This window comes from Cellulomonas sp. RIT-PI-Y (assembly GCF_025642745.1).
Taxonomy (GTDB): domain Bacteria; phylum Actinomycetota; class Actinomycetes; order Actinomycetales; family Cellulomonadaceae; genus Cellulomonas.
On the sequence record NZ_JANZKP010000016.1, the window covers coordinates 1 to 19,568 of the forward strand.

Sequence of the window (19,568 nt, forward strand, 5' to 3'; positions counted from 1 at the left end):
CGGTCGTCCCCCTGGCGACCGCGGCCCGTGGGCTCGTCCGGCGGTGTACGACCGCCGACACACCGGGCTGCTAGTCGGGCTGCTGCTCGTGCGCTCCGCGCTGCCCGGTCAGCCCGGTCGGCCCTGCTGCACCCGGCTGTCCCGGCGACGGGTCGACCGCGGCGGTGTGAGCGCCCGTGCCGCGGGAGGCGGCCGCCGACTCCACGTCCGTCGCCAGCGTGCCGAGGTACAGCTCGATCACCTTCGGGTCGTTCATCAGCTGCCGCCCGGGACCGGAGTACGCGTTCGACCCCTGGTCCAGCACGTAGGCCCGATCGCAGATCTGCAGGCAGCGGCGCGCGTTCTGCTCGACGATCACCACGGACACCCCGGCCTTGTTGATCTTGCGGGTCCGGATGAACGTCTCGTCCTGGCGCACCGGCGACAGCCCGGCGGAGGGCTCGTCGAGCAGCAGCACCTTGGGGTCCATCATCAGCGCCCGGGCCATCGCGACCATCTGCCGTTCGCCGCCGGACAGCGATCCCGCGCGCTGGCGTCGCCGCTCCCCGAGCACCGGGAACAGGTCCACGATGAACTCGAAGCGCTCGGCGAACCGCTTGGGCGCCTGGAACAGTCCCATCTCCAGGTTCTCCTGGATCGACAACGACGGGAAGACGTTGTTGGTCTGCGGCACGAAGCCGACCCCGCGCCGGACCAGGGAGTCGGCGCGGTGGTTGGTGATGTCCTCACCGGAGAGCACGACCGTGCCCGACCGGACCGTGACCAGGCCGAACAGCGCCTTGAGCAGGGTGGACTTGCCCGCGCCGTTCGGTCCGATGATCCCGACCAGCTCCCCGGGGTGCACGACCAGGTTGCAGTCGTTGAGGATGTTCACGCCGGGCACGTAGCCGGCGATCAGGTCGGTCGCCGCCAGCAGGGGCTCGCCGGCCGGTGCGCCCCGGTGGACGGTGTCCGCGGTGACCGCGGTGCTGCTCTCGCTCATCGGTTCTGCTCCTTGGCCTCGAGCCGTTCGATCCCGTCCTCGAGCAGGGCGTCGTCGCCCAGATCGGTGTCGTGGTGCGCCCCCAGGTAGGCGTCGATCACCGCCTGGTCCGCCATCACGTCCTCCGGCGGGCCCTCCGCGACGATCCGGCCCTCGGCCATCACGACCACCCAGTCCGAGATGTGCCGGACCATGTGCATGTCGTGCTCGACGAACAGCACCGTGGTGCCGTCCTCGCGCAGGGACTGGATGTGCCCGAGCAGCGACTGGGTCAGGGCCGGGTTCACCCCCGCCATCGGCTCGTCCAGCATCACCATCGTCGGGCGGCTCATCAGGGCCCGGGCCATCTCCAGCAGCTTGCGCTGACCGCCGCTGAGCGACCCGGCGTAGTCGTCGCGCTTCGCGTCCAGCTTGAACCGGGCCAGCAGTTCCTCGGCCTGTTCGGTGATCTCCTTCTCCCGGGCCCGCCACAGCGGCGGGACCAGTGCGGTGAACAGGTTCTCCCCGGGCTGGTGGGTCGCACCGAGCCGCATGTTCTCGATCACGGTCATCCGGCTGAGCGCCTTGGTCAGCTGGAAGGTCCGGACCATGCCGGAGCGCGCGACCCGGGCCGCGGACACCCCGGACAGCGAGCGGTTGTCGAAGGACCAGGTGCCGGTCGACGGCCGGTCGAATCCGGTCAGCAGGTTGAACAGCGTGGTCTTGCCGGCCCCGTTCGGGCCGATCAGCGCCGTGATCGCGCCGCGCTGGACCTCCAGATGGGCGACGTCGACGGCGGTCATGCCGCCGAAGTGCCGGGTCACCTGGTCGGCCACCACGATCGCGTCGGGCTTGATCACCCCGGGTGTGCGCGCCACGTGGGACAGGTCGGCGGTCACCCGGTCGCGTCCGGCGGTGGTGGTCGCGAACGGGACCGGCTCGGGGACGGTGTAGTCAGCGGACATCGATCGCCAGCTCCTTCTTGTCGCCCAGGATGCCTTGAGGTCGGAAGATCACCAGCACCATCAAGGTCACGCCGACGATCACCCACCCGAACTGCTCGATCTGCTCGGTCCGCATGATCGACTCCGGCACGCCCACCCGCATCACGGACTTGATGAACATCAGCGACACCCAGAAGATGATCGACCCGAGCAGCGGGCCGAAGACGGTGGCGGCGCCGCCCAGCAGCAGGATCGTCCAGACGAAGAACGTCATCGGGCGGCCCATCGAGTCCGGCTGGACCGCGCGGGGGAGCACGTAGACGATCCCGGCGAGCGCGCCGATCACCCCGCCGAGGACCAGCGCCTGCATCTTGTACGAGTAGACGTTCTTGCCCAGCGAGCGCACCGCGTCCTCGTCCTCCCGGATGCCCTTGAGCACCCGGCCCCAGGGCGAGCGGATCAGCAGCCAGATCAGCAGGCAGGTCAGCGCGACCAGCCCCCAGCCGACGATCCGGATCCACCACGAGTTCGACGCGTTCATCGAGTACTCGAAGGGTCCGAGCGCCACGGTGCCGTCCGCGAACGGCGAGGCGTCCTGGAAGGTGTGCTTGTAGCTGTTGCCGCGCAGTCCGGAGGAGGCCCCGGTCAGCTCGGTCAGCGCGGTCGAGCGCCCGACCAGCCGGACGATCTCGGCCGCGGCGATGGTGACGATCGCGAGGTAGTCGCCGCGCAGCTTCAGGGTCGGGATGCCCAGCAGCAGTCCGAACAGCGCCGCCGCGGCCAGGGCGACCAGCACGGCGGCCCACAGCGGCCAGCCGGCGATGGTCGAGATCGCGAAGCCGTACGCGCCGATCAGCATGAACCCGGCCTGGCCCATGTTGAGCAGACCGGTGAGCCCGAAGTGCACGTTCAGCCCGATGGCGGCCAAGGCGTAGGCCGCGGTGGTGGGGGCGAAGATCTCGCCCGCCGTGTTGACCAGGATGCGTGTCCAGTCCATGGGGATGCTCCTAACCGATCCGCTCGGCGCGGCCGAGGATGCCCTGCGGACGCAGGAGCAGGACGAGGATGAGGATGAGCAGCGCGCCGGCGTAGCGCATGTCGCTCGGGATGACCAGGTTCGACATCTCGACCACCAGGCCGATCACGATCGATCCGGCCAGCGCGCCGAACGCCTGTCCGAGCCCGCCCAGGGTCACCGCCGCGAACATCAGCAGCAGCAGGGCGCCGCCCATGTTCCAGTTGGTGGCGTTCAAGTACAGGCCCATCAGCACGCCGCCCAGTGCGGCCAGCGACGACCCGAGGACCCAGACCAGCCGGACGATCCGGTCCACGGTGATGCCCGAGGCCGACGCCAGCGCCGGGTTGTCCGACACCGCCCGGGTGGCCCGGCCGATCCGGGTGCCGAGCAGGAACCAGGCCACGGCGGCCAGCACCAGCGCGGACAGCACCAGCGAGACCACCGAGGTCATCGTGATCCGGACCGGCCCGAGGGTCAGCATGGTCGGGTTGGTGGTGACGATCCGCAGCTGCCCGCCGCCCAGGAAGAACTGGTACGTGTACTGCAGCGCCATCGACAGACCGATGGTCACGATCATCTGTTGCGTGATCCCGACCCGGCGCCGGCGCAGCGGATGCCACAGCCCCGCGTCCTGCACCCAGCCGGAGGCTGCGCCGACCAGCACCGCGATCAGCCCGGACACCAGCAGCGGCAGGTGCAGGAGCTGGCAGCCGACGTAGGCCATGATCGCGCCGAGGGTGACCTGCTCGCCGTGCGCGAAGTTGCTCAGCCCGGTCGTGCCGTAGATCAGCGAGAGCCCCACCGACGCCAGAGCCAGCAGGACGCCGAACACGAGTCCGTTGGTCGCCTGCTGCGCCAACCGCGACCAGGAGAAGCTGCCGCTGGCACTGCTGCCCACCGGTGCCCCCACGTCGGAGCTGGCGTCGTCGGAGGGCTCCGAGGCGTCGTCGGTGGCCTGGTCGCCGGGTGCGGTGCCGGCCGGCTCGCCCAGCGGGAACAGCGCCCCGGCCGACGACCCGAGCTCGACGGTGACCGTGCGGGGGTTGCCGGACGGATCGCGCAGCTGCTCGCCGGGCGGCAGCGTGGTGGTGTCCAGAGTGACCGTGTACTGGCCCGCGGCGGTGACCGGAGCGGACCAGCGGCCGTCCGTTCCCGTGCTGGCCTGCACGGTGCCGCCGGGTCCGTCGACCTCGAGCACGACGCCCACGGCGGGCTGGCGGTCGGCGGTGGTGACGGTCCCGTTGATGCAGCCGGTGGCGGCGTCCGCCACGCAGGGTCCGGCGGCGGCCGCCCCGGCCGACGGGGCGGGGACGAGCGTGAACAGTGTGGTGAGGACGAGCACACCGAGGGCGAGCAGCACCCCTGCGGCGGTGGAACGGTCCCTGGTCGCGGCTGAGCGCACCTGGTCCTCCGTCCGGTCGTGGTCGGCAGAATGTCGCGCACGTCCGCCGAGATCGGACGATCGGTTCGGCCGTCCGGGCCTGCGAACCCGGCAGACGCTAGGGACGGCGTGTGTCGAACGCGTTTCGGTCGTGTTGTGCCCGATGAGTTTCTGGTCACGATTCGGATGACCGGATGTGACATCGAGGTTTCCGGCCGGCGGACTAGGCACGGACCCCCGATGTTTGCCATGATGCCGGGGCACCACGCGGGGGGAACCGTTCGGGGCGCGAGGCCACCCCAGCCCCTCGTCGTCCGCGCAGCGCTCTACCCACTCATCGCATCGAGGAGGTCGTGGAACCGTGCGTTCAGCCGCCGTCGTACGTCCCGCCCGTCCGGATGACGTGGAGCGGGTCATCGACCTGTGCCTCGCCGCCCGCGCCGAGTCGCTGCTCGGCTCCCAGCTCTGCACCGACGACCCCGACCGCCTGCGCCACCAGGTCGGCGCGCTGGCCGTCGAGCCGGGCGCCGTCGCCCTGGTCGGCGAGCTGGACGATCAGGTCCAGGGTCTGGTCCTCGCCCGCGTGGTCGGCCCCAGTCTGTTCACCGACGAGGTGTCCGTCGCGATCGAGGCGGTGTACGTCGGCGAGTCCGCCCGTCGTCGCGGCATCGGGCACGCGCTGCTCACCGGGGTGGCCGAGGAGGCCGAACGGGTCGGCGCGGTCGAGGTCTACGCGGTGCCGCTGCCCGGCGCCCGTGGGGTGCTGCGCTTCCTGTCCCGCCTCGGGTTCGCCCCCGCCGCCGCGCACCGCGTGGTGAGCGTGGAGACCCTGCAGCGCAAGCTCTCCGGCGAGCAGTCCGGTCCCCGCGCCCGGGGGATCGACGACCTGGTCGCCCGGCGTCGCGCCGCCCGCGCCGGCCGGGCCGACTCGCGGACCCGTGCCGGACGGGCGGTGGACCCGTCCCGTGCGGCGGGTCAGCCCAGCGGCTTGGTCTCGATCAGCATGCAGGTCAGCCGGGCCGTGCAGAGCCGGCGCCCGCGCGGGTCCTCGACCACCACCTCGTAGGTCGCCAGGGTCCGGCCGCGGTGCAGTGCGGTCGCGGTCCCGACCACCTCGCCGTCGGTCGCCGACCGGTGGTGGGTCACGCCGAGCTCGATGCCGACCGCCTGCCGGCCGAACTCGGCGGCGTGCACGTTCGCGGCGTAGGACCCGAGCGTCTCGGCCAGGGCCGCGGTGGCGCCGCCGTGCAGCAGGCCGAAGGGCTGGGTGTTCCCGGCCACCGGCATCCGGCCCACCGTGCGGTCGGCCCCGACCTCGTCCAACGTCATGCCCATCCGGGTCATCAGAGTGCCCTCGGGGAAGGCGGTCGGGGCGGTGGGCGCGGTGTCAGCCATGACGGATAGGTTGTCACCCGTGACTGCTGCGACGCGACCGCGACTCCTGCTGGTGGACGGCCACTCGATGGCCTACCGCGCCTACTTCGCCCTTCCGGTGGAGAACTTCGCCACGGTGGGCGGGCAGCCGACCAACGCGGTGTTCGGCTTCGCGTCCATGCTGGCCAACCTGCTCCGGGACGAGCAGCCCACCCACGTCGCGGTGGCCTTCGACCTCGGGCGCGTGACCTTCCGCACCGAGCGCTACCCCGAGTACAAGGCCACCCGCGACGCCTCGCCCGAGCCGTTCCGCGGCCAGGTCGACGTGATCCGCCGGCTGCTGGACAGCATGAACATCCCGGTGCTGACCAAGGCCGACTACGAGGCCGACGACATCCTGGCCACGCTGTCCCGGCAGGGTGCGGCCGCGGGCATGGACGTGCTGGTCTGCACCGGCGACCGGGACGCCCTGCAGGTGGTCACCGACGACGTCACCGTGCTCTACCCGGTCCGCGGCGTCTCCGAGCTGGCCCGGATGACCCCGGCAGCCGTCGAGGAGAAGTACGGCGTCCCGCCGGAGCGCTACCCGGACATCGCCGCTCTGGTCGGCGAGACCTCGGACAACCTGCCCGGCGTCCCCGGCGTCGGCCCGAAGACCGCCGCCAAGTGGATCACGACCTACGACGGGCTCGAGGGCGTGATCGCGCAGGCCGGCGACATCAAGGGCAAGGCCGGCGAGTCGCTGCGCGCCCACCTGGACCAGGTCGTGCTGAACCGCGAGCTGAACCGTCTGGTCGACGGCCTGGAGCTCCCGCTGGGCCCGGAGGACCTCGCTCGGCGGCCGTGGGACCGCCCCGCGGTGCTGGAGCTGCTCGAGGAGTTGGAGTTCCGCGGTCAGCTGCGCGAGCGCCTGCTCGCGGTCGCCCCCGGTGACGACGACGACCCGCAGGGCGCGGTGGACGAGCCGCTGGGCGTCGACGGCCCCGAGCTGGTCACCCCGGCCGCCGGTGGGCTGTCCGGCTGGCTCGGCGCGCACGCCGGGCAGCGGATCGGCCTGGACGTCCAGGGCTCGCACGCTCCCTCCGGCGGCGACGCGTGGGGGGTGGCGCTGTCCGCCGGCGGCGAGGCGGTGGCCTACGACCTGCTCCGGATCGACCCCGCCGACGAGTCCGCGCTGGCCGGGTGGCTGGCCGACGCCGCCGCGCCCAAGCTCGTGCACGCCGCGAAGGAGGCCTGGCACGCGCTGGCCGGCCGTGGCCTGGCCCTGGACGGCGTGGTCTTCGACACCGAGCTCGGCGCCTACCTCTGCCAGCCCGAGCGCCGGGGCTACGACCTGGCCGACCTCGCGATGGCCTACCTGCACCGGGAGCTCACCCCCGCGGAGAAGAACGACGACGCCCAGGGTGCGCTCGACCTGGGTCTGGACGGCACCGAGGAGCACGAGCGGGGCGCGGTCCGGGCCGCCGCCGTGCTCGACCTGGCCGACGTGCTGACCGGCGAGCTGGACGACCGCGGTGCCGCCCACCTGCTGGCCGACGTCGAGCTCCCGCTGGAGCAGGTGCTGGCCGGAATGGAGCACCTCGGCATCGCCGTCGACACCGACTACCTGGGCGAGCTGGAGCGGCAGTACGACGCCACTGTCCAGCAGGCCGCCACGGAGGCGTACGCGGCGATCGACCGGGAGGTGAACCTCGGCTCGCCCAAGCAGCTGCAGGAGGTCCTCTTCGACCAGCTCGACATGCCGAAGACCAAGAAGACCAAGACCGGCTACACCACGGACGCCGCGGCCCTGGCCGACCTGTTCGCCAAGACCCAGCACCCGTTCCTGGCCGCCCTGCTCGCGCACCGGGACGCGATCAAGCTCCGGCAGACGGTGGAGGGCCTGCTGCGGTCGGTCGCCCCGGACGGGCGGATCCACACCACCTTCCAGCAGACCATCGCGGCCACCGGTCGGCTGTCCTCCACCGACCCGAATCTGCAGAACATCCCGATCCGCACCGAGGCCGGCCGGCAGATCCGCCGCGCGTTCGTGGTCGGCGCCGGGTACGAGACGCTGCTCACCGCCGACTACTCGCAGATCGAGATGCGGATCATGGCGCACCTGTCCGGCGACGAGGGCCTGATCGAGGCGTTCCGCGGCGGCGAGGACCTGCACAGCTACGTCGGCTCCCGGGTGTTCAACGTCCCGACCGACCAGGTGTCCGGCGCCCAGCGCTCCAAGATCAAGGCGATGAGCTACGGCCTGGCGTACGGGCTGTCCTCCTTCGGCCTGTCCCAGCAGCTCAACATCGCGGTCGGCGAGGCCGCAGCCCTGATGGAGGACTACTTCCACCGGTTCGGCGGGGTGCGCGACTACCTCGGCACCGTCGCCCAGGAGGCCCGCGGGGTCGGCTACACCGCCACCATCCTCGGCCGCCGTCGTTATCTGCCGGACCTGACCAGCGACAACCGGATCCGTCGCGAGTCCGCGGAACGGATGGCCCTGAACGCCCCGATCCAGGGCTCGGCGGCGGACATCATCAAGCTGGCCATGCTCGGCGTGCAGCGCGAGCTCACCGCCCAGGGCCTGAAGAGCCGGATGCTGCTCCAGGTGCACGACGAGCTCGTGCTGGAGGTCGCCGCGGGGGAGCGGGACGCGGTCGAGGCCCTGGTCCGGGAGCAGATGGGTGCGGCGTACACGCTGGACGTCCCGCTGGACGTCTCGGTCGGGGTCGGGACGTCCTGGCACGAGGCCGGCCACTGATCCGCCACTGATCGCCCGCGCCGGGCCGCTGCCGGTCGAGGGTGCACGAAGGACGGCCCGTAGGCCCGCGAGCCCCGCGTCCGTGCACGCTCGCCCGGGTCAGTCCGGCCGGTGCGCAACCAGGATCGCGGTGCCGGGGATCCGCTCCCCGCGCACCCGGCTCCAGCCGCCCCAGGTGCGGTCGTGCCCGGCGGGCCACTCCGGCTCGACCAGCCGGTCCAGCACGAAGCCTGCTCCGACCAGGTCCGCGAGGTGGTCGCCCAGCGTGCGGTGGTACTCCGCGTAGAGCACCCGGCCCGCCGCGTCGAGCTCCACGTAGGGCCGGCGGTCGAAGTACGACCGGTCGGCGGTCAGCCCGCGCTCGGAGGGATCGTCGGGGAACGCCCACCGGATCGGATGCGTCACCGAGCACACCCAGCGCCCGCCCGGTCGCAGCACCCGGAACGCCTCGGCGTGCACCCGCGCGGCGTCCGGCACGAACGGGATCGCCCCGTAGGCGGTGAACACCACGTCGAAGCTCGCGTCCGGGAACGGCAGCGCCCGCGCGTCGGCCTGCACCAGCGGGAAGTCGCCGCCGATCCGCGCCGCGGCCGCCAGCATCGCTCCGGAGACGTCCGTCGCGACCACGGACGCCCCCTGCCCGGCCAGCCAGCGGGAGCACTGCGCCGCCCCGGACCCGACCTCCAGCACCCGTCGTCCGCGCACGTCGCCCAGCAGGCGGGCGTCGGCCTCGCGCAGCCCTTCGGGACACCAGCAGAAGTCGTCGTCGCCGAGGAACGCGCCGTGCTCGTCGAGGTACTCCGCGGCGTTCGCGTCCCACCAGAGCCGACCCGCCCCGGTGGCGGCGGAGTCGGCGACATCGCGGTATCCGGCGTCGGCCATCGGGCCCGGCTGTTCAGGGTTCACCCGGGTGACGGTAGATCACGGCGCGCCGCGCGACCTTCGACCCACCGTGCGTTCACCGGAGCCGGATAGCCTGGTCACGCCCGCGCGCCGCTGCGTCGGGCAATCCTCCCCAAGTTGATGAAGGAGACTTCAGCGTGCGAGTCGGACTGCTCACCGGTGGCGGCGACGTCCCGGGCCTGAACGCCGCGATCCGGGCCGTGGTCAAGCGTGGGGAGGGCGAGTACGGCCACTCCATCATCGGATTCCGGAACGGCTGGCGTGGCGTCGTCGACGGCGACATCATCCCGCTCACCCGCAACCACATCCGCAACGTGCTGCCGGTCGGCGGCACGTTGCTGGGCACGGCGCGCTTCCACCCGCATTCCTCGGACGGCGGCGTCGACGCGGTGCTGTCCACCCTGGAGGCGGAGCGGATCGAGGCCCTGATCTGCATCGGCGGCGACGGCACCCTGCACGCGGCCTCCAAGGTCGCCGAGGCGGGCGTCAAGATCGTGGCCATCCCCAAGACCATCGACAACGACGTCTGGGGCACCGACCGCTCGATCGGCTTCGACACCGCGGTGGAGATCGCGACCGAGGCGATCGACCGGGTGCACACCACGGCCGAGTCGCACAACCGCGTGATGATCGTGGAGGTGATGGGCCGTTCCGCGGGCTGGATCGCCGTGACCGCGGGGATCGCCGGCGGCGCCGAGCTGGTCCTGGCGCCGGAGGAGCCCTTCGACATCGACAAGGTGGTCAAGTTCCTCAAGCACCGCCACCGGGCGCACGCCAACTTCTCGATCGTGGTGGTCGCCGAGGGCGCGATCCCGGCCGAGGGCACCTCGATGTCCTACGAGGCGCCGGTCGGCAAGTTCGGCGAGATCGTGGCCGGCGCGATCGGCGAGCGGGTCAAGCACGAGATCGCCGAGCGCACCGGCTTCGACACCCGGGTCACGGTGCTGGGCCACGTGCAGCGCGGCGGTTCCCCGGTCCCGGCGGACCGGATCCTGGGCAGCCGGTTCGGCGTGGCCGCGATCGACGCGATCAGCCGGGGCGAGACGAACGTGATGACCGCGCTGCGGGGCGAGGACGTCGTGCTGGTCCCGTTGTCGGAGATCGCGGGCAAGGTCAAGCACGTCCCGGCCGATCTGCTGGACGTCGCGCGGGCCCTGGCCTGAGTTTTCCGCTTTGACCCGTTGTCAAATCCGTCGGTAGGATGGTCGACGGTGTCGCGTGCCCGCGCGGTTCGATCCGTGCGCCGCCGACCACCGCATCATCCCCGGACCACCGCCGCCTGGCGGATCGGCCCGATTCCTGTCCGCACAACGTATCTGTCCGCATCGGAGCCCACCCCTACATGAGCATCTCCACCCCCGCCAAGTCCGGCACCCCCCAGGTCGCGATCAACGACATCGGCTCCGCCGAGGACTTCCTCGCCGCTGTCGACGCGACCATCAAGTACTTCAACGATGGCGACATCGTCGAGGGCACGATCGTCAAGGTCGACCGCGACGAGGTCCTGCTGGACATCGGCTACAAGACCGAGGGCGTCATCCCGTCCCGGGAGCTGTCGATCAAGCACGACGTCGACCCCGGTGAGGTCGTCCAGGTCGGCGACGCGGTCGAGGCCCTGGTCCTCCAGAAGGAGGACAAGGAGGGTCGCCTGATCCTGTCCAAGAAGCGCGCCCAGTACGAGCGCGCCTGGGGCACGATCGAGAAGATCAAGGAGGAGGACGGCGTCGTCACCGGCACCGTCATCGAGGTCGTCAAGGGCGGCCTCATCCTCGACATCGGCCTGCGCGGCTTCCTGCCCGCCTCGCTGGTGGAGATGCGTCGTGTCCGCGACCTCGCGCCCTACGTGGGCAAGGAGATCGAGGCGAAGATCATCGAGCTGGACAAGAACCGCAACAACGTGGTCCTGTCCCGCCGCGCCTGGCTCGAGCAGACCCAGTCCGAGGTCCGCTCCACCTTCCTGCAGACCCTGCAGAAGGGCCAGGTCCGCCCCGGTGTCGTGTCCTCCATCGTCAACTTCGGTGCCTTCGTGGACCTGGGTGGCGTCGACGGTCTGGTGCACGTCTCCGAGCTGTCCTGGAAGCACATCGACCACCCGTCCGAGGTCGTCGAGGTCGGCCAGGAGGTCACGGTCGAGGTCCTGGACGTCGACTTCGACCGCGAGCGGGTCTCGCTGTCGCTGAAGGCGACCCAGGAGGACCCGTGGCAGGCCTTCGCCCGGACCCACGCCATCGGCCAGGTCGTCCCGGGCAAGGTCACCAAGCTCGTTCCGTTCGGTGCGTTCGTGCGCGTCGAGGACGGCATCGAGGGCCTGGTGCACATCTCCGAGCTGGCCGTCCGCCACGTGGAGGTCCCGGAGCAGGTCGTGCAGGTCGGCGACGACGTCTTCGTCAAGGTCATCGACATCGACCTGGACCGCCGCCGGATCTCGCTGTCGCTGAAGCAGGCGAACGAGGGCTTCGACCCGACCTCCGAGGACTTCGACCCGGCCCTGTACGGCATGGCCGCGGAGTACGACGAGGAGGGGAACTACAAGTACCCCGAGGGCTTCGACCCGACCACCAACGAGTGGCTCGAGGGCTTCGACACGCAGCGTGAGGCCTGGGAGGGCCAGTACGCGGAGGCGCACTCCCGCTGGGAGGCCCACCGCAAGCAGGTCCTGGACGCGACCAAGGCTGACGCCGAGGCCGCCGCGGGTGAGGTGGCCGGCTCCTCGTCGAGCTCGTCCTCTTCCTCCTCCGCCTCGTCCGCCAGCTCGTACTCCTCGGCTCCGGCCCAGGAGGCCACCGGCACCCTCGCCTCCGACGAGGCGCTGGCTGCTCTGCGGGAGAAGCTGACCGGCAACTGACCGGTTCACGCATCACGGTCCGAGGGGCCGGTCACCTGCGGGTGGCCGGCCCCTCGGCCTGTCTGAGGTGCATGAGAAGATCCTGAACAGTCCCCGAGATCGGCTTCGAGAGGTCCTGTCGTGCCACCCCGCTCCACCCCACGCCGTCCCGCCACGCTGACCGGATCGGTGACCCGGAGGTCCGCCCTCCTGCTCGGCCGGGGGATCTCCTCCCAGCCGGGCACCTATGTCCTGGCGATCGGCACCTCGGCGGCCTTCGGCGCGTTCACCGTGGCGGTCAGCCGGGTGCTGGGCTGGGCGACCGACACCGTGGTGGTCCCCGCCCTGAACGGCGACGCCGACGCCCGCGGACGAATCTGGCTGGCCGGGGGAGCGCTCGCCCTGGTCGCGTTGTCCCTGGCGCTGTCGGTGGCCGGGCGCCGGGTGTTCGCCGGGATCGGCGTCTCCGACCAGCAGGCGATGTGGCGTCGCGGGGTCACCCGGCAGTACCTCAAGCTGCCGATGTCCTGGCACCGCCGTCACCCCACCGGGCAGCTGCTGTCCAACGCGTCCTCCGACGTCGAGGCCGCCACCAACGTGTTCAACCCGCTGCCGTTCGCGCTCGGTGTGGTCGTGATGATCGCGGTCGCCGCGGTCGCCCTGTTCACCACCGACCCGTACCTGGCGGTGGCCGCGCTGATCGTGCTGCCGTTGGCCGTCCTGGCGAACGTGGTCTTCCAGCGCAAGATGTCGCCCGCGGTCACCCGGGCGCAGGAACTCCGCGCGGACGTCGCCGACAACGCCCACGAGTCCTTCGAGGCCGCACTGCTGGTCAAGTCGCTGGGCACCGAGGACCGCGAGGAGCGCCGGTTCGCCGACCGGACCGACCAGCTGCGGGCGGCGAACGTCCGGGTGGGCGTGGTCCGGGCGTACTTCGACCCGGTGATCGACATGCTGCCCAGCCTGGGCTCCGTGCTGGTGCTGATGGTCGGCGTCTGGCGGGCCAGCACCGGCGCGGTCGACACCGGCGACGTGGTCTCCGCCGCGTACCTGCTGACCCTGATGGCGGTGCCCGTGCGGGCGTTCGGCTGGGTGCTCGGCGACCTGCCGCGCGCCCTGGTCGGCCAGGAGCGGCTGGCGCGGGTGGTCGACGCCGAGGGCGAGCTGGCCCTCGGCTTCACGCCGCTGACCCGGACCGCACAGGGCGCCGCCCTGCGGATGACCGGCGTCGGCGTCGAGGTGCCCGGCCCGGCCGGACCGGTGCCGATCCTGCGCGGGGTGGACGTCGACATCGCCCCCGGGCGGGTGGTGGCGCTGGTCGGCTCGACCGGTGCGGGCAAGACCACCCTGGTGTCCCTGGTGCCGCGGCTCTCCGACCCGACCACCGGCCGGATCGAGGTCGACGGGACGGACGTGCGGGACCTGGCCGCGGACGACCTGACCGCCCAGGTGGTGCTGGTCGGGCAGCAGACCTTCATTTTCGAGGACACCGTGCGGGGCAACGTCTCGCTGGCCGATCCCGGCGAGTCCGGCGCGCCCACCGACGACCAGGTGTGGGACGCGCTGCGCCTGGCGCGGGTCGACGGCGTGGTCTGCGACCTGCCCGGCGGCCTGGACGCACCGCTGGGCGAACGCGGATCGAACCTGTCCGGGGGGCAGCGCCAGCGGCTGGCGATCGCCCGGGCGCTGGTCCGGCGGCCGCGACTGCTGATCCTGGACGACGCGACGAGCGCGGTGGACCCGCGGGTGGAGCGGGACATCCTCTCCGGGCTGCGCTCGCACACCGACGGCGCGGGCCCCACCGTGCTCCTGGTCGCCTACCGGATGAGCTCGGTCGCGCTGGCGGACGAGGTGCTGCACCTGGAGGGCGGCCGGGTGGTCGACCACGGCACCCACGGCGAGCTGCTGGCACGCGACCCCGGCTACCGGGCGCTGGCGACCGCGTACGAGCAGGAATCCGAGCGCCGGGCCGAGGCCCGCGCCGACGCACTGGACGACGAGGCGATGGCGGGGGACGAGCGATGAGCGCCCAGGAGCGCGGCCACACGCTGGGCGACACCGAGCAGCTCGGCGTGCTCGGCACCCTGCGACGGGGTGTCCAGGTGTCCCCGCAGCTGGTGCGCGGCATCGGGATCACCCTGCTGCTCGCGGTGCTGGCCGCCGGCGGCAAGGTGGTGGTGCCGATCGCGGTGCAGCAGACGATCGACTCCGGGATCCTCGCCGACGGCGGCCCGGACGTGCACCGGGTGCTGTGGCTCGCGGCGGGCGCCGTGCTGGCCCTGGTGCTCGGCGGCCTGTGCTCCGCGGCGGTCAACATCCGGCTGTTCCGGGCCTCCGAGGCCGGGCTCGCCGAGCTGCGGGTCCGGGCGTTCCGGCACGTGCACGACCTGTCGGTGCTGACCCAGAACACCGAGCGCCGGGGGTCCCTGGTCTCCCGGGTGACCAGCGACGTCGACACCATCTCCCTGTTCGTGCAGTGGGGCGGCATCATGCTGGTGGTCTCGGTGCTGCAGGTCGGCGTGGCGACGGTGCTGATGCTGGTCTACTCCTGGCAGCTCGCCGTGCTGGTCTGGGTCTGCTTCCTGCCGCTGGCCGTCGCCCTGCACCCGCTGCAGAAGAAGGTCAACCGGGCGTACACCCGGGTCCGGGAGCGGGTCGGCGCGATGCTCGGCGCGGTCTCCGAGTCCGTGGTCGGCGCCGAGACCATCCGGGCGTACGGGGTGCAGGCCCGCACCCAGCGCACGATCGACGCCCGGGTCGGCGACACCCGGAACGCCCAGGTCCGGGCCCAGAACACCGTGTCCGTGGTGTTCTCCTCCGGCGTGCTGGTCGCGAACCTGGTGCTGGCCGTCGTCGTGGTGGTCGGCACCCATCTGGGCATCGGCGGCGCGCTGACCGCGGGCAAGCTGCTGGCCTTCCTGTTCCTGGTGCAGTTGTTCACCGGACCGGTGCAGCAGGCCACCGAGGTGCTGAACGAGCTGCAGAACGCGGTGGCGGGCTGGCGCCGGGTGCTCGGCATCATCGACACGCCGGTGCAGGTCGCCGACCCGGGCCCGGCCGGCGTGCCCTCGCCCCGCGGTCCCGCCGAGGTGCGGCTGGACGGCGTGCGGTTCGCCTACCCCAGCGGTCCGACCGTGCTGCACGACGTCGACCTGGAGCTGCCCGCGGGGCGCTCGGTGGCCGTGGTCGGTGCGACCGGCTCCGGCAAGACCACCATCGCCAAGCTGGTCACCCGGCTGATGGACCCGGTGGACGGCGCGGTGCGCCTGGACGGCGTGGACCTGCGGCAGATCCGGACCGAGGACCTGCGCCGACGGGTCGTCATGGTCCCGCAAGAGGGCTTCCTCTTCGACGCGACCCTGGCGGAGAACCTGGCCTACGGGCTGCGCGACGGGGCCGCCCCCGACCGGGGTGCCCTGCTGTCGGCGCTGGACGAGCTGGGGCTGACCGGCTGGGTGAACGAACTGCCCGCCGGGCTGGACACGCCGGTCGGGCAGCGCGGCGAGTCGTTGTCGGCGGGGGAGCGGCAGCTGGTGGCCCTGGCCCGTGCCTACCTCGCGGACGCCGACCTGCTGGTGCTGGACGAGGCCACCTCCGCGGTGGATCCCGCCACCGAGGTCCGGATCGCCCGCGCGCTCGACTCCCTGACCACCGGGCGCTCCACCCTGACCATCGCGCACCGGTTGTCCACCGCCGAGGCCGCCGATCTGGTGGTGGTGGTCGACGCCGGACAGGTGGTCGAGTTCGGCCCGCACGAGGAGCTGGTGGCGGACGACGGGGTGTACGCCTCGATGCACGCCGCCTGGGTCGCGCAGACCCGCTGATCGGCCCATGAAAGGATCACCCGTGTGAACGACAGCACCGCGACTCTCGACCCGACCATCGCCGCGCGTCTCAAGCGCGACGACGCCGGACTGGTCGCCGCCGTGATCCAGCAGCACGACACCGGTGAGGTGCTCATGCTCGGCTGGATGGACGACGAGGCCCTGCACCGCACGCTGACCGGCGGTCGCGTGGTGTTCTGGAGCCGGTCCCGCGGGGAGTACTGGCGCAAGGGCGACACCTCCGGGCACGCCCAGTACGTGAAGTCGGTCGAGCTGGACTGCGACGGCGACGCCCTGCTGGTCCGGGTCGACCAGATCGGCGCGGCCTGCCACACCGGCAGCCGGACGTGCTTCGAGGCCGGGGGCGACCTGGGCGCGATCGTGGGGGAGCGGGCATGACCGCCGTCGAGGTGCCCTGGGGCCGGACCTGGCCGACGCTGGCCGACTTCCGCGAGCTGGCCGCCGAACGCCGGGTGATCCCGGTGGTCCGCCGGCTGCTCGCCGACGACACGACCCCGGTCGGGCTGTACCGCACCCTGGCGCAGGGCCGTCCGGGCACCTTCATCCTGGAGTCCGCGGAACAGGACGGCACCTGGTCGCACTGGTCGTTCGTCGGAGTCCGTTCCCGTGCCACCCTGACCGTCCGCGACGGCCGCGCGACCTGGCTCGGCGACGTGCCCGCCGGGGTGCCCACCGAGGGCGATGTCCTGGACGTCCTCGGCCGCACCCTGGACGTGCTGCGCACCCCCGAGGTCCCCGGGCTGCCGCCGCTGACCGGAGGACTGGTCGGCGCGCTCGGCTGGGACATCGTCCGGCACTGGGAGCCCACCCTGCCCGCTGCCGCCCCCGACGAGCTGGACGTGCCGGAGCTGTCGCTCTGCCTGGCCAGCGACCTCGCGGTCACCGACCACCGCGACGGCTCGGTCTGGCTGGTGGCGAACGCGATCAACTTCGACGGCACCGACGAGCGGGTGGACGAGGCGCACGCCGACGCCGTGGCCCGGTTGGACGCGATGGAGCGGCAGCTGCTGTCCGGTACCGCACCGGCCGTCGCCCAGCTCGCCGAGGACGCCCCGACCCCGGAGCTGGAGTTCCGCACCACGCGGTCCGACTTCGAGGACGCGGTGCGTGCCGGTCAGGTCGCGATCCGGGACGGCGACGTGTTCCAGGTCGTGATCTCCCAGCGCCTGGACCTGGACTGCCCGGCCGACCCGCTGGACGTCTATCGCGTGCTGCGCACCATCAACCCGAGCCCGTACATGTACTACCTGCAGCTGCAGGACGCGTCCGGCCGGGACTTCGCGGTGGTCGGCTCCAGCCCGGAGACCCTGGTCAAGGTGGCCGACGGGCACGTCACGACGTTCCCGATCGCCGGTTCGCGCCCGCGCGGCGCCACCCCCGAAGAGGACCGGCGGCTGCACGACGAGCTGATGGCCGATCCCAAGGAGCGCGCCGAGCACCTGATGCTGGTCGACCTGTCCCGCAACGACATGGTCAAGGTCTGCGTGCCGGCCACCGTCGAGGTCGCCGAGTTCATGCAGGTGCACCGGTACAGCCACATCATGCACATCTGCTCCACCGTGACCGGCGAGCTCCGGGAGGGGGCGACGGCGCTCGGCACGCTCACCGCGACCTTCCCGGCGGGCACGCTCTCCGGTGCGCCCAAGCCCCGCGCGATCGCGCTGATCGACGAGATCGAACCGGCCCGGCGCGGCATCTACGGCGGCACGGTCGGCTACTTCGACTTCGCCGGGAACATGGACATGGCGATCGCGATCCGGACCGCGCTGATCCGGGACGGCCGGGCCAGCGTCCAGGCCGGCGGCGGGATCGTCGCCGACTCGGTGCCGGCCCTGGAGTACGAGGAGTCCCGCAACAAGGCGGCCGCCGCCGTCCGGGCGGTGCAGATCGCCGCCCGGCTGCGGCCGGTGACGCCGTGAACCCCACCCGTCGCGGCCCCTGGGTGCTGCTGCTGCTCGTCCTGGCCGGACTCTGTGGCGCGGTCACCCTGCCGGCCTGGCTCACGGCCACCGCCACCGGCCCGGTGATCGGCACCGTCGCGGTCCGGGTCACCGGCGCAGCGGCGGCGCCGGGCGTGATCGGCGCGTCGCTGGTCCTGGCCGCCGCCGCGATCGCCCTCGGGCTGGTCGGCAGGATCGGTCGTTGGGTGGTCTCCGTGGTGGTCGCCGCGGGCGGTGTGCTGGTGGTGGTCGGCGCCCTGGGCGCCCGTTCCGGTGCGGTGGACCGGGCACGTCAGGCCGCGGCGGACCTCACCGGGGTCGGCGTGCTGGACGGCGACGTCACGGTGACCGCCTGGCCGTGGGCCGCGGTCGGGCTCGGGGTCCTGGTGCTCGTCGCCGCGGTGCTGCTGGTGCGCGCCTCCGCGCACTGGGCCGCGCCTTCCTCCCGGCACGAGCGGGCCGGAGCGGAGTCGACGACCCCGGAGCGGGCCGAACCCGCCGAGGACGACGAGCGGGCCACCTGGGACGCCCTCGGCCGGGGTGACGATCCCACCTGATCGACTGAGCGTTCACTGTGCACGAGATGCCAACACCGGTAGCCTTTCGGGCGATTGTGGTGCTTTGACCACGCACATCAGCCGCGAGGAGACGTGATGTCCACCCCGAACCAGCCGCAGGACCCGTACCAGCCCGGTGACGGCAGCACCGGAGACTCCGGCGCGCCGCAGTACGGCCAGACCCCGTCCTACGGGGAGACCCCCTCCTACGGGCAGGCCCCGGACGCCGGCCAGACGCCGCAGTACGGCCAGTACGGTGCGCCGCAGGACCCGGCGGCGGGTGGCTACCCGCAGTACCCGGCCGGTCAGCCGTACGCGCAGACCCCGATGTACGGCTACCCGAAGAACACCCTCGGCGTCTGGGCCCTGGTGCTCGGCATCGTGAGCCTGGTGATCTGCGCTCCCGCCGGTATCGCCGCGATCATCGTCGGCGGGAACGCCAAGAAGGCGGTCGCGCGCGGCGAGGCGAACAACGGCGGTCTGGCGACCGCGGGTGTCGTGATGGGCTGGATCGGGATCGGCCTGCTGATCCTCGGCATCATCCTCGGCATCACCGGAGCCCTCGGCGACGCCCTCAGCTCCTGACGCCGATGACGGTCGAGCAGCACACGCGGGCGACGGCTCCCTCGGGGGCCGTCGCCCGCCTGCGCTCGGCCCGGGTCCCGCTGCTGTCCGGCGCGGCGGTCGGTGCGGCCGGGCTCGCCCTGGTGCTGCGCGACCCGAACCGGTCCGGGTCGTGGGGCGCCTGCCCGCTGTACGCGCTCACCGGGTGGTACTGCCCGGCGTGCGGCGGACTACGGGCGACGCACGACCTGCTGACCGGGGACCTCGCGGGTGCCTGGGCGATGAACCCGGTCTGGGTCCTGCTCGTCCCGGTCGTCGTCGGCCTCTGGGCGCGCTGGGCCTGGCTGCGGAGCCGGGGTCGGCGGGCAGATCTCGGGATCCAGGACCGGTGGTACGTCGTCGCCCTGGTCCTGTTGCTGGTCTACGGCGTGGCTCGCAACGTGCCCGCCTGGTCAGGGGTCCTGGCGCCACCCGGGTGATCGTCCCCCGGTGGCCCGCGAGCGCGCGTTACGGT

17 protein-coding genes are annotated in these 19,568 nt (G+C 72.3%); 11 read left to right on the forward strand and 6 right to left on the reverse strand.

Annotated features, from left to right (window positions below; genetic code table 11):
* Nucleotides 1–70: 70 nt before the first annotated feature.
* The 4 genes from OGL89_RS07135 to OGL89_RS07150 are packed head-to-tail and all read right to left on the reverse strand — an operon-like array spanning nucleotide 71 to nucleotide 4,325.
* On the reverse strand, nucleotides 71–982 hold the full coding sequence (locus OGL89_RS07135; RefSeq protein WP_263119224.1) for an ABC transporter ATP-binding protein: 912 nt from the start codon (nucleotides 980–982) through the stop codon (nucleotides 71–73).
* Nucleotides 979–1,926: an ABC transporter ATP-binding protein gene (locus OGL89_RS07140; RefSeq protein WP_263119225.1), complete on the reverse strand. Its 948-nt coding sequence runs from the start codon at nucleotides 1,924–1,926 to the stop codon at nucleotides 979–981. The genes OGL89_RS07135 and OGL89_RS07140 overlap by 4 nt, the downstream gene beginning before the upstream one ends.
* Nucleotides 1,916–2,902, reverse strand: coding sequence for a branched-chain amino acid ABC transporter permease (locus tag OGL89_RS07145; RefSeq protein WP_263119226.1), 987 nt, complete (start codon nucleotides 2,900–2,902; stop codon nucleotides 1,916–1,918). Before OGL89_RS07145 ends, OGL89_RS07140 begins: the two co-directional genes overlap by 11 nt.
* Before the next feature lie 10 nt (nucleotides 2,903–2,912).
* On the reverse strand, nucleotides 2,913–4,325 hold the full coding sequence (locus OGL89_RS07150) for a branched-chain amino acid ABC transporter permease (protein ID WP_263119227.1): 1,413 nt from the start codon (nucleotides 4,323–4,325) through the stop codon (nucleotides 2,913–2,915).
* Between the two features lie 340 nt (nucleotides 4,326–4,665).
* Between OGL89_RS07150 and OGL89_RS07155 the strand changes: the two genes are divergently transcribed.
* Nucleotides 4,666–5,370 (forward strand): GNAT family N-acetyltransferase, encoded by a 705-nt coding sequence (locus tag OGL89_RS07155; protein WP_263119228.1) that lies wholly within the window; start codon nucleotides 4,666–4,668, stop codon nucleotides 5,368–5,370.
* Here OGL89_RS07155 and OGL89_RS07160 read toward each other — a convergent pair.
* Nucleotides 5,280–5,699: a hotdog fold thioesterase gene (locus tag OGL89_RS07160; RefSeq protein ID WP_263119229.1), complete on the reverse strand. Its 420-nt coding sequence runs from the start codon at nucleotides 5,697–5,699 to the stop codon at nucleotides 5,280–5,282. The two genes, OGL89_RS07155 and OGL89_RS07160, sit on opposite strands and share 91 nt — an antisense overlap.
* Between OGL89_RS07160 and polA the strand changes: the two genes are divergently transcribed.
* Nucleotides 5,698–8,421, forward strand: a complete 2,724-nt coding sequence (gene polA, locus OGL89_RS07165) for a DNA polymerase I (protein ID WP_263119230.1) — start codon at nucleotides 5,698–5,700, stop codon at nucleotides 8,419–8,421. The genes OGL89_RS07160 and polA overlap by 2 nt on opposite strands.
* Before the next feature lie 99 nt (nucleotides 8,422–8,520).
* On the opposite strand, the gene OGL89_RS07170 is transcribed toward polA, so the two are convergent.
* Nucleotides 8,521–9,303 carry a class I SAM-dependent methyltransferase gene (locus tag OGL89_RS07170; protein ID WP_263119279.1) on the reverse strand — a complete coding sequence of 261 codons (783 nt, stop codon included), beginning with the start codon at nucleotides 9,301–9,303 and terminating at the stop codon, nucleotides 8,521–8,523.
* Nucleotides 9,304–9,461: 158 nt separating this feature from the next.
* On the opposite strand from OGL89_RS07170, the gene OGL89_RS07175 reads away from it, so the two are divergent.
* The 9 genes from OGL89_RS07175 (at nucleotide 9,462) to OGL89_RS07215 (ending at nucleotide 19,533) form a co-directional block, all read left to right on the forward strand.
* Nucleotides 9,462–10,487 carry an ATP-dependent 6-phosphofructokinase gene (locus OGL89_RS07175; protein ID WP_263119231.1) on the forward strand — a complete coding sequence of 342 codons (1,026 nt, stop codon included), beginning with the start codon at nucleotides 9,462–9,464 and terminating at the stop codon, nucleotides 10,485–10,487.
* 179 nt (nucleotides 10,488–10,666) lie between these two features.
* A complete protein-coding gene (rpsA, locus tag OGL89_RS07180; RefSeq protein ID WP_263119232.1) occupies nucleotides 10,667–12,169 on the forward strand; it encodes a 30S ribosomal protein S1 in 1,503 nt (500 codons plus the stop codon).
* Nucleotides 12,170–12,337: 168 nt separating this feature from the next.
* Entirely contained in the window at nucleotides 12,338–14,173 is a 1,836-nt protein-coding gene (locus tag OGL89_RS07185; protein WP_263119233.1) for an ABC transporter ATP-binding protein, read from the forward strand.
* Complete coding sequence (locus OGL89_RS07190; protein ID WP_263119234.1) at nucleotides 14,170–15,972, forward strand: ABC transporter ATP-binding protein; 1,803 nt, start codon at nucleotides 14,170–14,172, stop codon at nucleotides 15,970–15,972. The genes OGL89_RS07185 and OGL89_RS07190 overlap by 4 nt, the downstream gene beginning before the upstream one ends.
* A 15-nt stretch (nucleotides 15,973–15,987) precedes the next feature.
* A complete protein-coding gene (gene hisI / locus OGL89_RS07195) occupies nucleotides 15,988–16,371 on the forward strand; it encodes a phosphoribosyl-AMP cyclohydrolase (protein WP_263119280.1) in 384 nt (127 codons plus the stop codon).
* On the forward strand, nucleotides 16,368–17,912 hold the full coding sequence (locus tag OGL89_RS07200; RefSeq protein ID WP_263119235.1) for an anthranilate synthase component I: 1,545 nt from the start codon (nucleotides 16,368–16,370) through the stop codon (nucleotides 17,910–17,912). The genes hisI and OGL89_RS07200 overlap by 4 nt, the downstream gene beginning before the upstream one ends.
* Nucleotides 17,909–18,490: a Trp biosynthesis-associated membrane protein gene (locus tag OGL89_RS07205; protein ID WP_263119236.1), complete on the forward strand. Its 582-nt coding sequence runs from the start codon at nucleotides 17,909–17,911 to the stop codon at nucleotides 18,488–18,490. Before OGL89_RS07200 ends, OGL89_RS07205 begins: the two co-directional genes overlap by 4 nt.
* Before the next feature lie 96 nt (nucleotides 18,491–18,586).
* Entirely contained in the window at nucleotides 18,587–19,075 is a 489-nt protein-coding gene (locus OGL89_RS07210) for a DUF4190 domain-containing protein (protein WP_263119237.1), read from the forward strand.
* A gap of 5 nt (nucleotides 19,076–19,080) precedes the next feature.
* Nucleotides 19,081–19,533, forward strand: coding sequence for a DUF2752 domain-containing protein (locus OGL89_RS07215; RefSeq protein WP_263119238.1), 453 nt, complete (start codon nucleotides 19,081–19,083; stop codon nucleotides 19,531–19,533).
* The last annotated feature ends 35 nt before the right edge of the window (nucleotides 19,534–19,568 follow it).

What these genes read in the sequence shown, in the direction of transcription:
- OGL89_RS07135 (WP_263119224.1), bottom strand. Translation starts at nt 982, where the DNA reads ATGAGCGAGAGCAGCACCGCGGTCACCGCGGACACCGTCCACCGGGGC.
- OGL89_RS07140 (WP_263119225.1), bottom strand. Translation starts at nt 1,926, where the DNA reads ATGTCCGCTGACTACACCGTCCCCGAGCCGGTCCCGTTCGCGACCACC.
- OGL89_RS07145 (WP_263119226.1), bottom strand. Translation starts at nt 2,902, where the DNA reads ATGGACTGGACACGCATCCTGGTCAACACGGCGGGCGAGATCTTCGCC.
- polA (WP_263119230.1), top strand. Translation starts at nt 5,698, where the DNA reads ATGACGGATAGGTTGTCACCCGTGACTGCTGCGACGCGACCGCGACTC.
- OGL89_RS07160 (WP_263119229.1), bottom strand. Translation starts at nt 5,699, where the DNA reads ATGGCTGACACCGCGCCCACCGCCCCGACCGCCTTCCCCGAGGGCACT.
- OGL89_RS07170 (WP_263119279.1), bottom strand. Translation starts at nt 9,303, where the DNA reads ATGGCCGACGCCGGATACCGCGATGTCGCCGACTCCGCCGCCACCGGG.
- rpsA (WP_263119232.1), top strand. Translation starts at nt 10,667, where the DNA reads ATGAGCATCTCCACCCCCGCCAAGTCCGGCACCCCCCAGGTCGCGATC.
- OGL89_RS07190 (WP_263119234.1), top strand. Translation starts at nt 14,170, where the DNA reads ATGAGCGCCCAGGAGCGCGGCCACACGCTGGGCGACACCGAGCAGCTC.
- OGL89_RS07200 (WP_263119235.1), top strand. Translation starts at nt 16,368, where the DNA reads ATGACCGCCGTCGAGGTGCCCTGGGGCCGGACCTGGCCGACGCTGGCC.
- OGL89_RS07210 (WP_263119237.1), top strand. Translation starts at nt 18,587, where the DNA reads ATGTCCACCCCGAACCAGCCGCAGGACCCGTACCAGCCCGGTGACGGC.
- OGL89_RS07215 (WP_263119238.1), top strand. Translation starts at nt 19,081, where the DNA reads ATGACGGTCGAGCAGCACACGCGGGCGACGGCTCCCTCGGGGGCCGTC.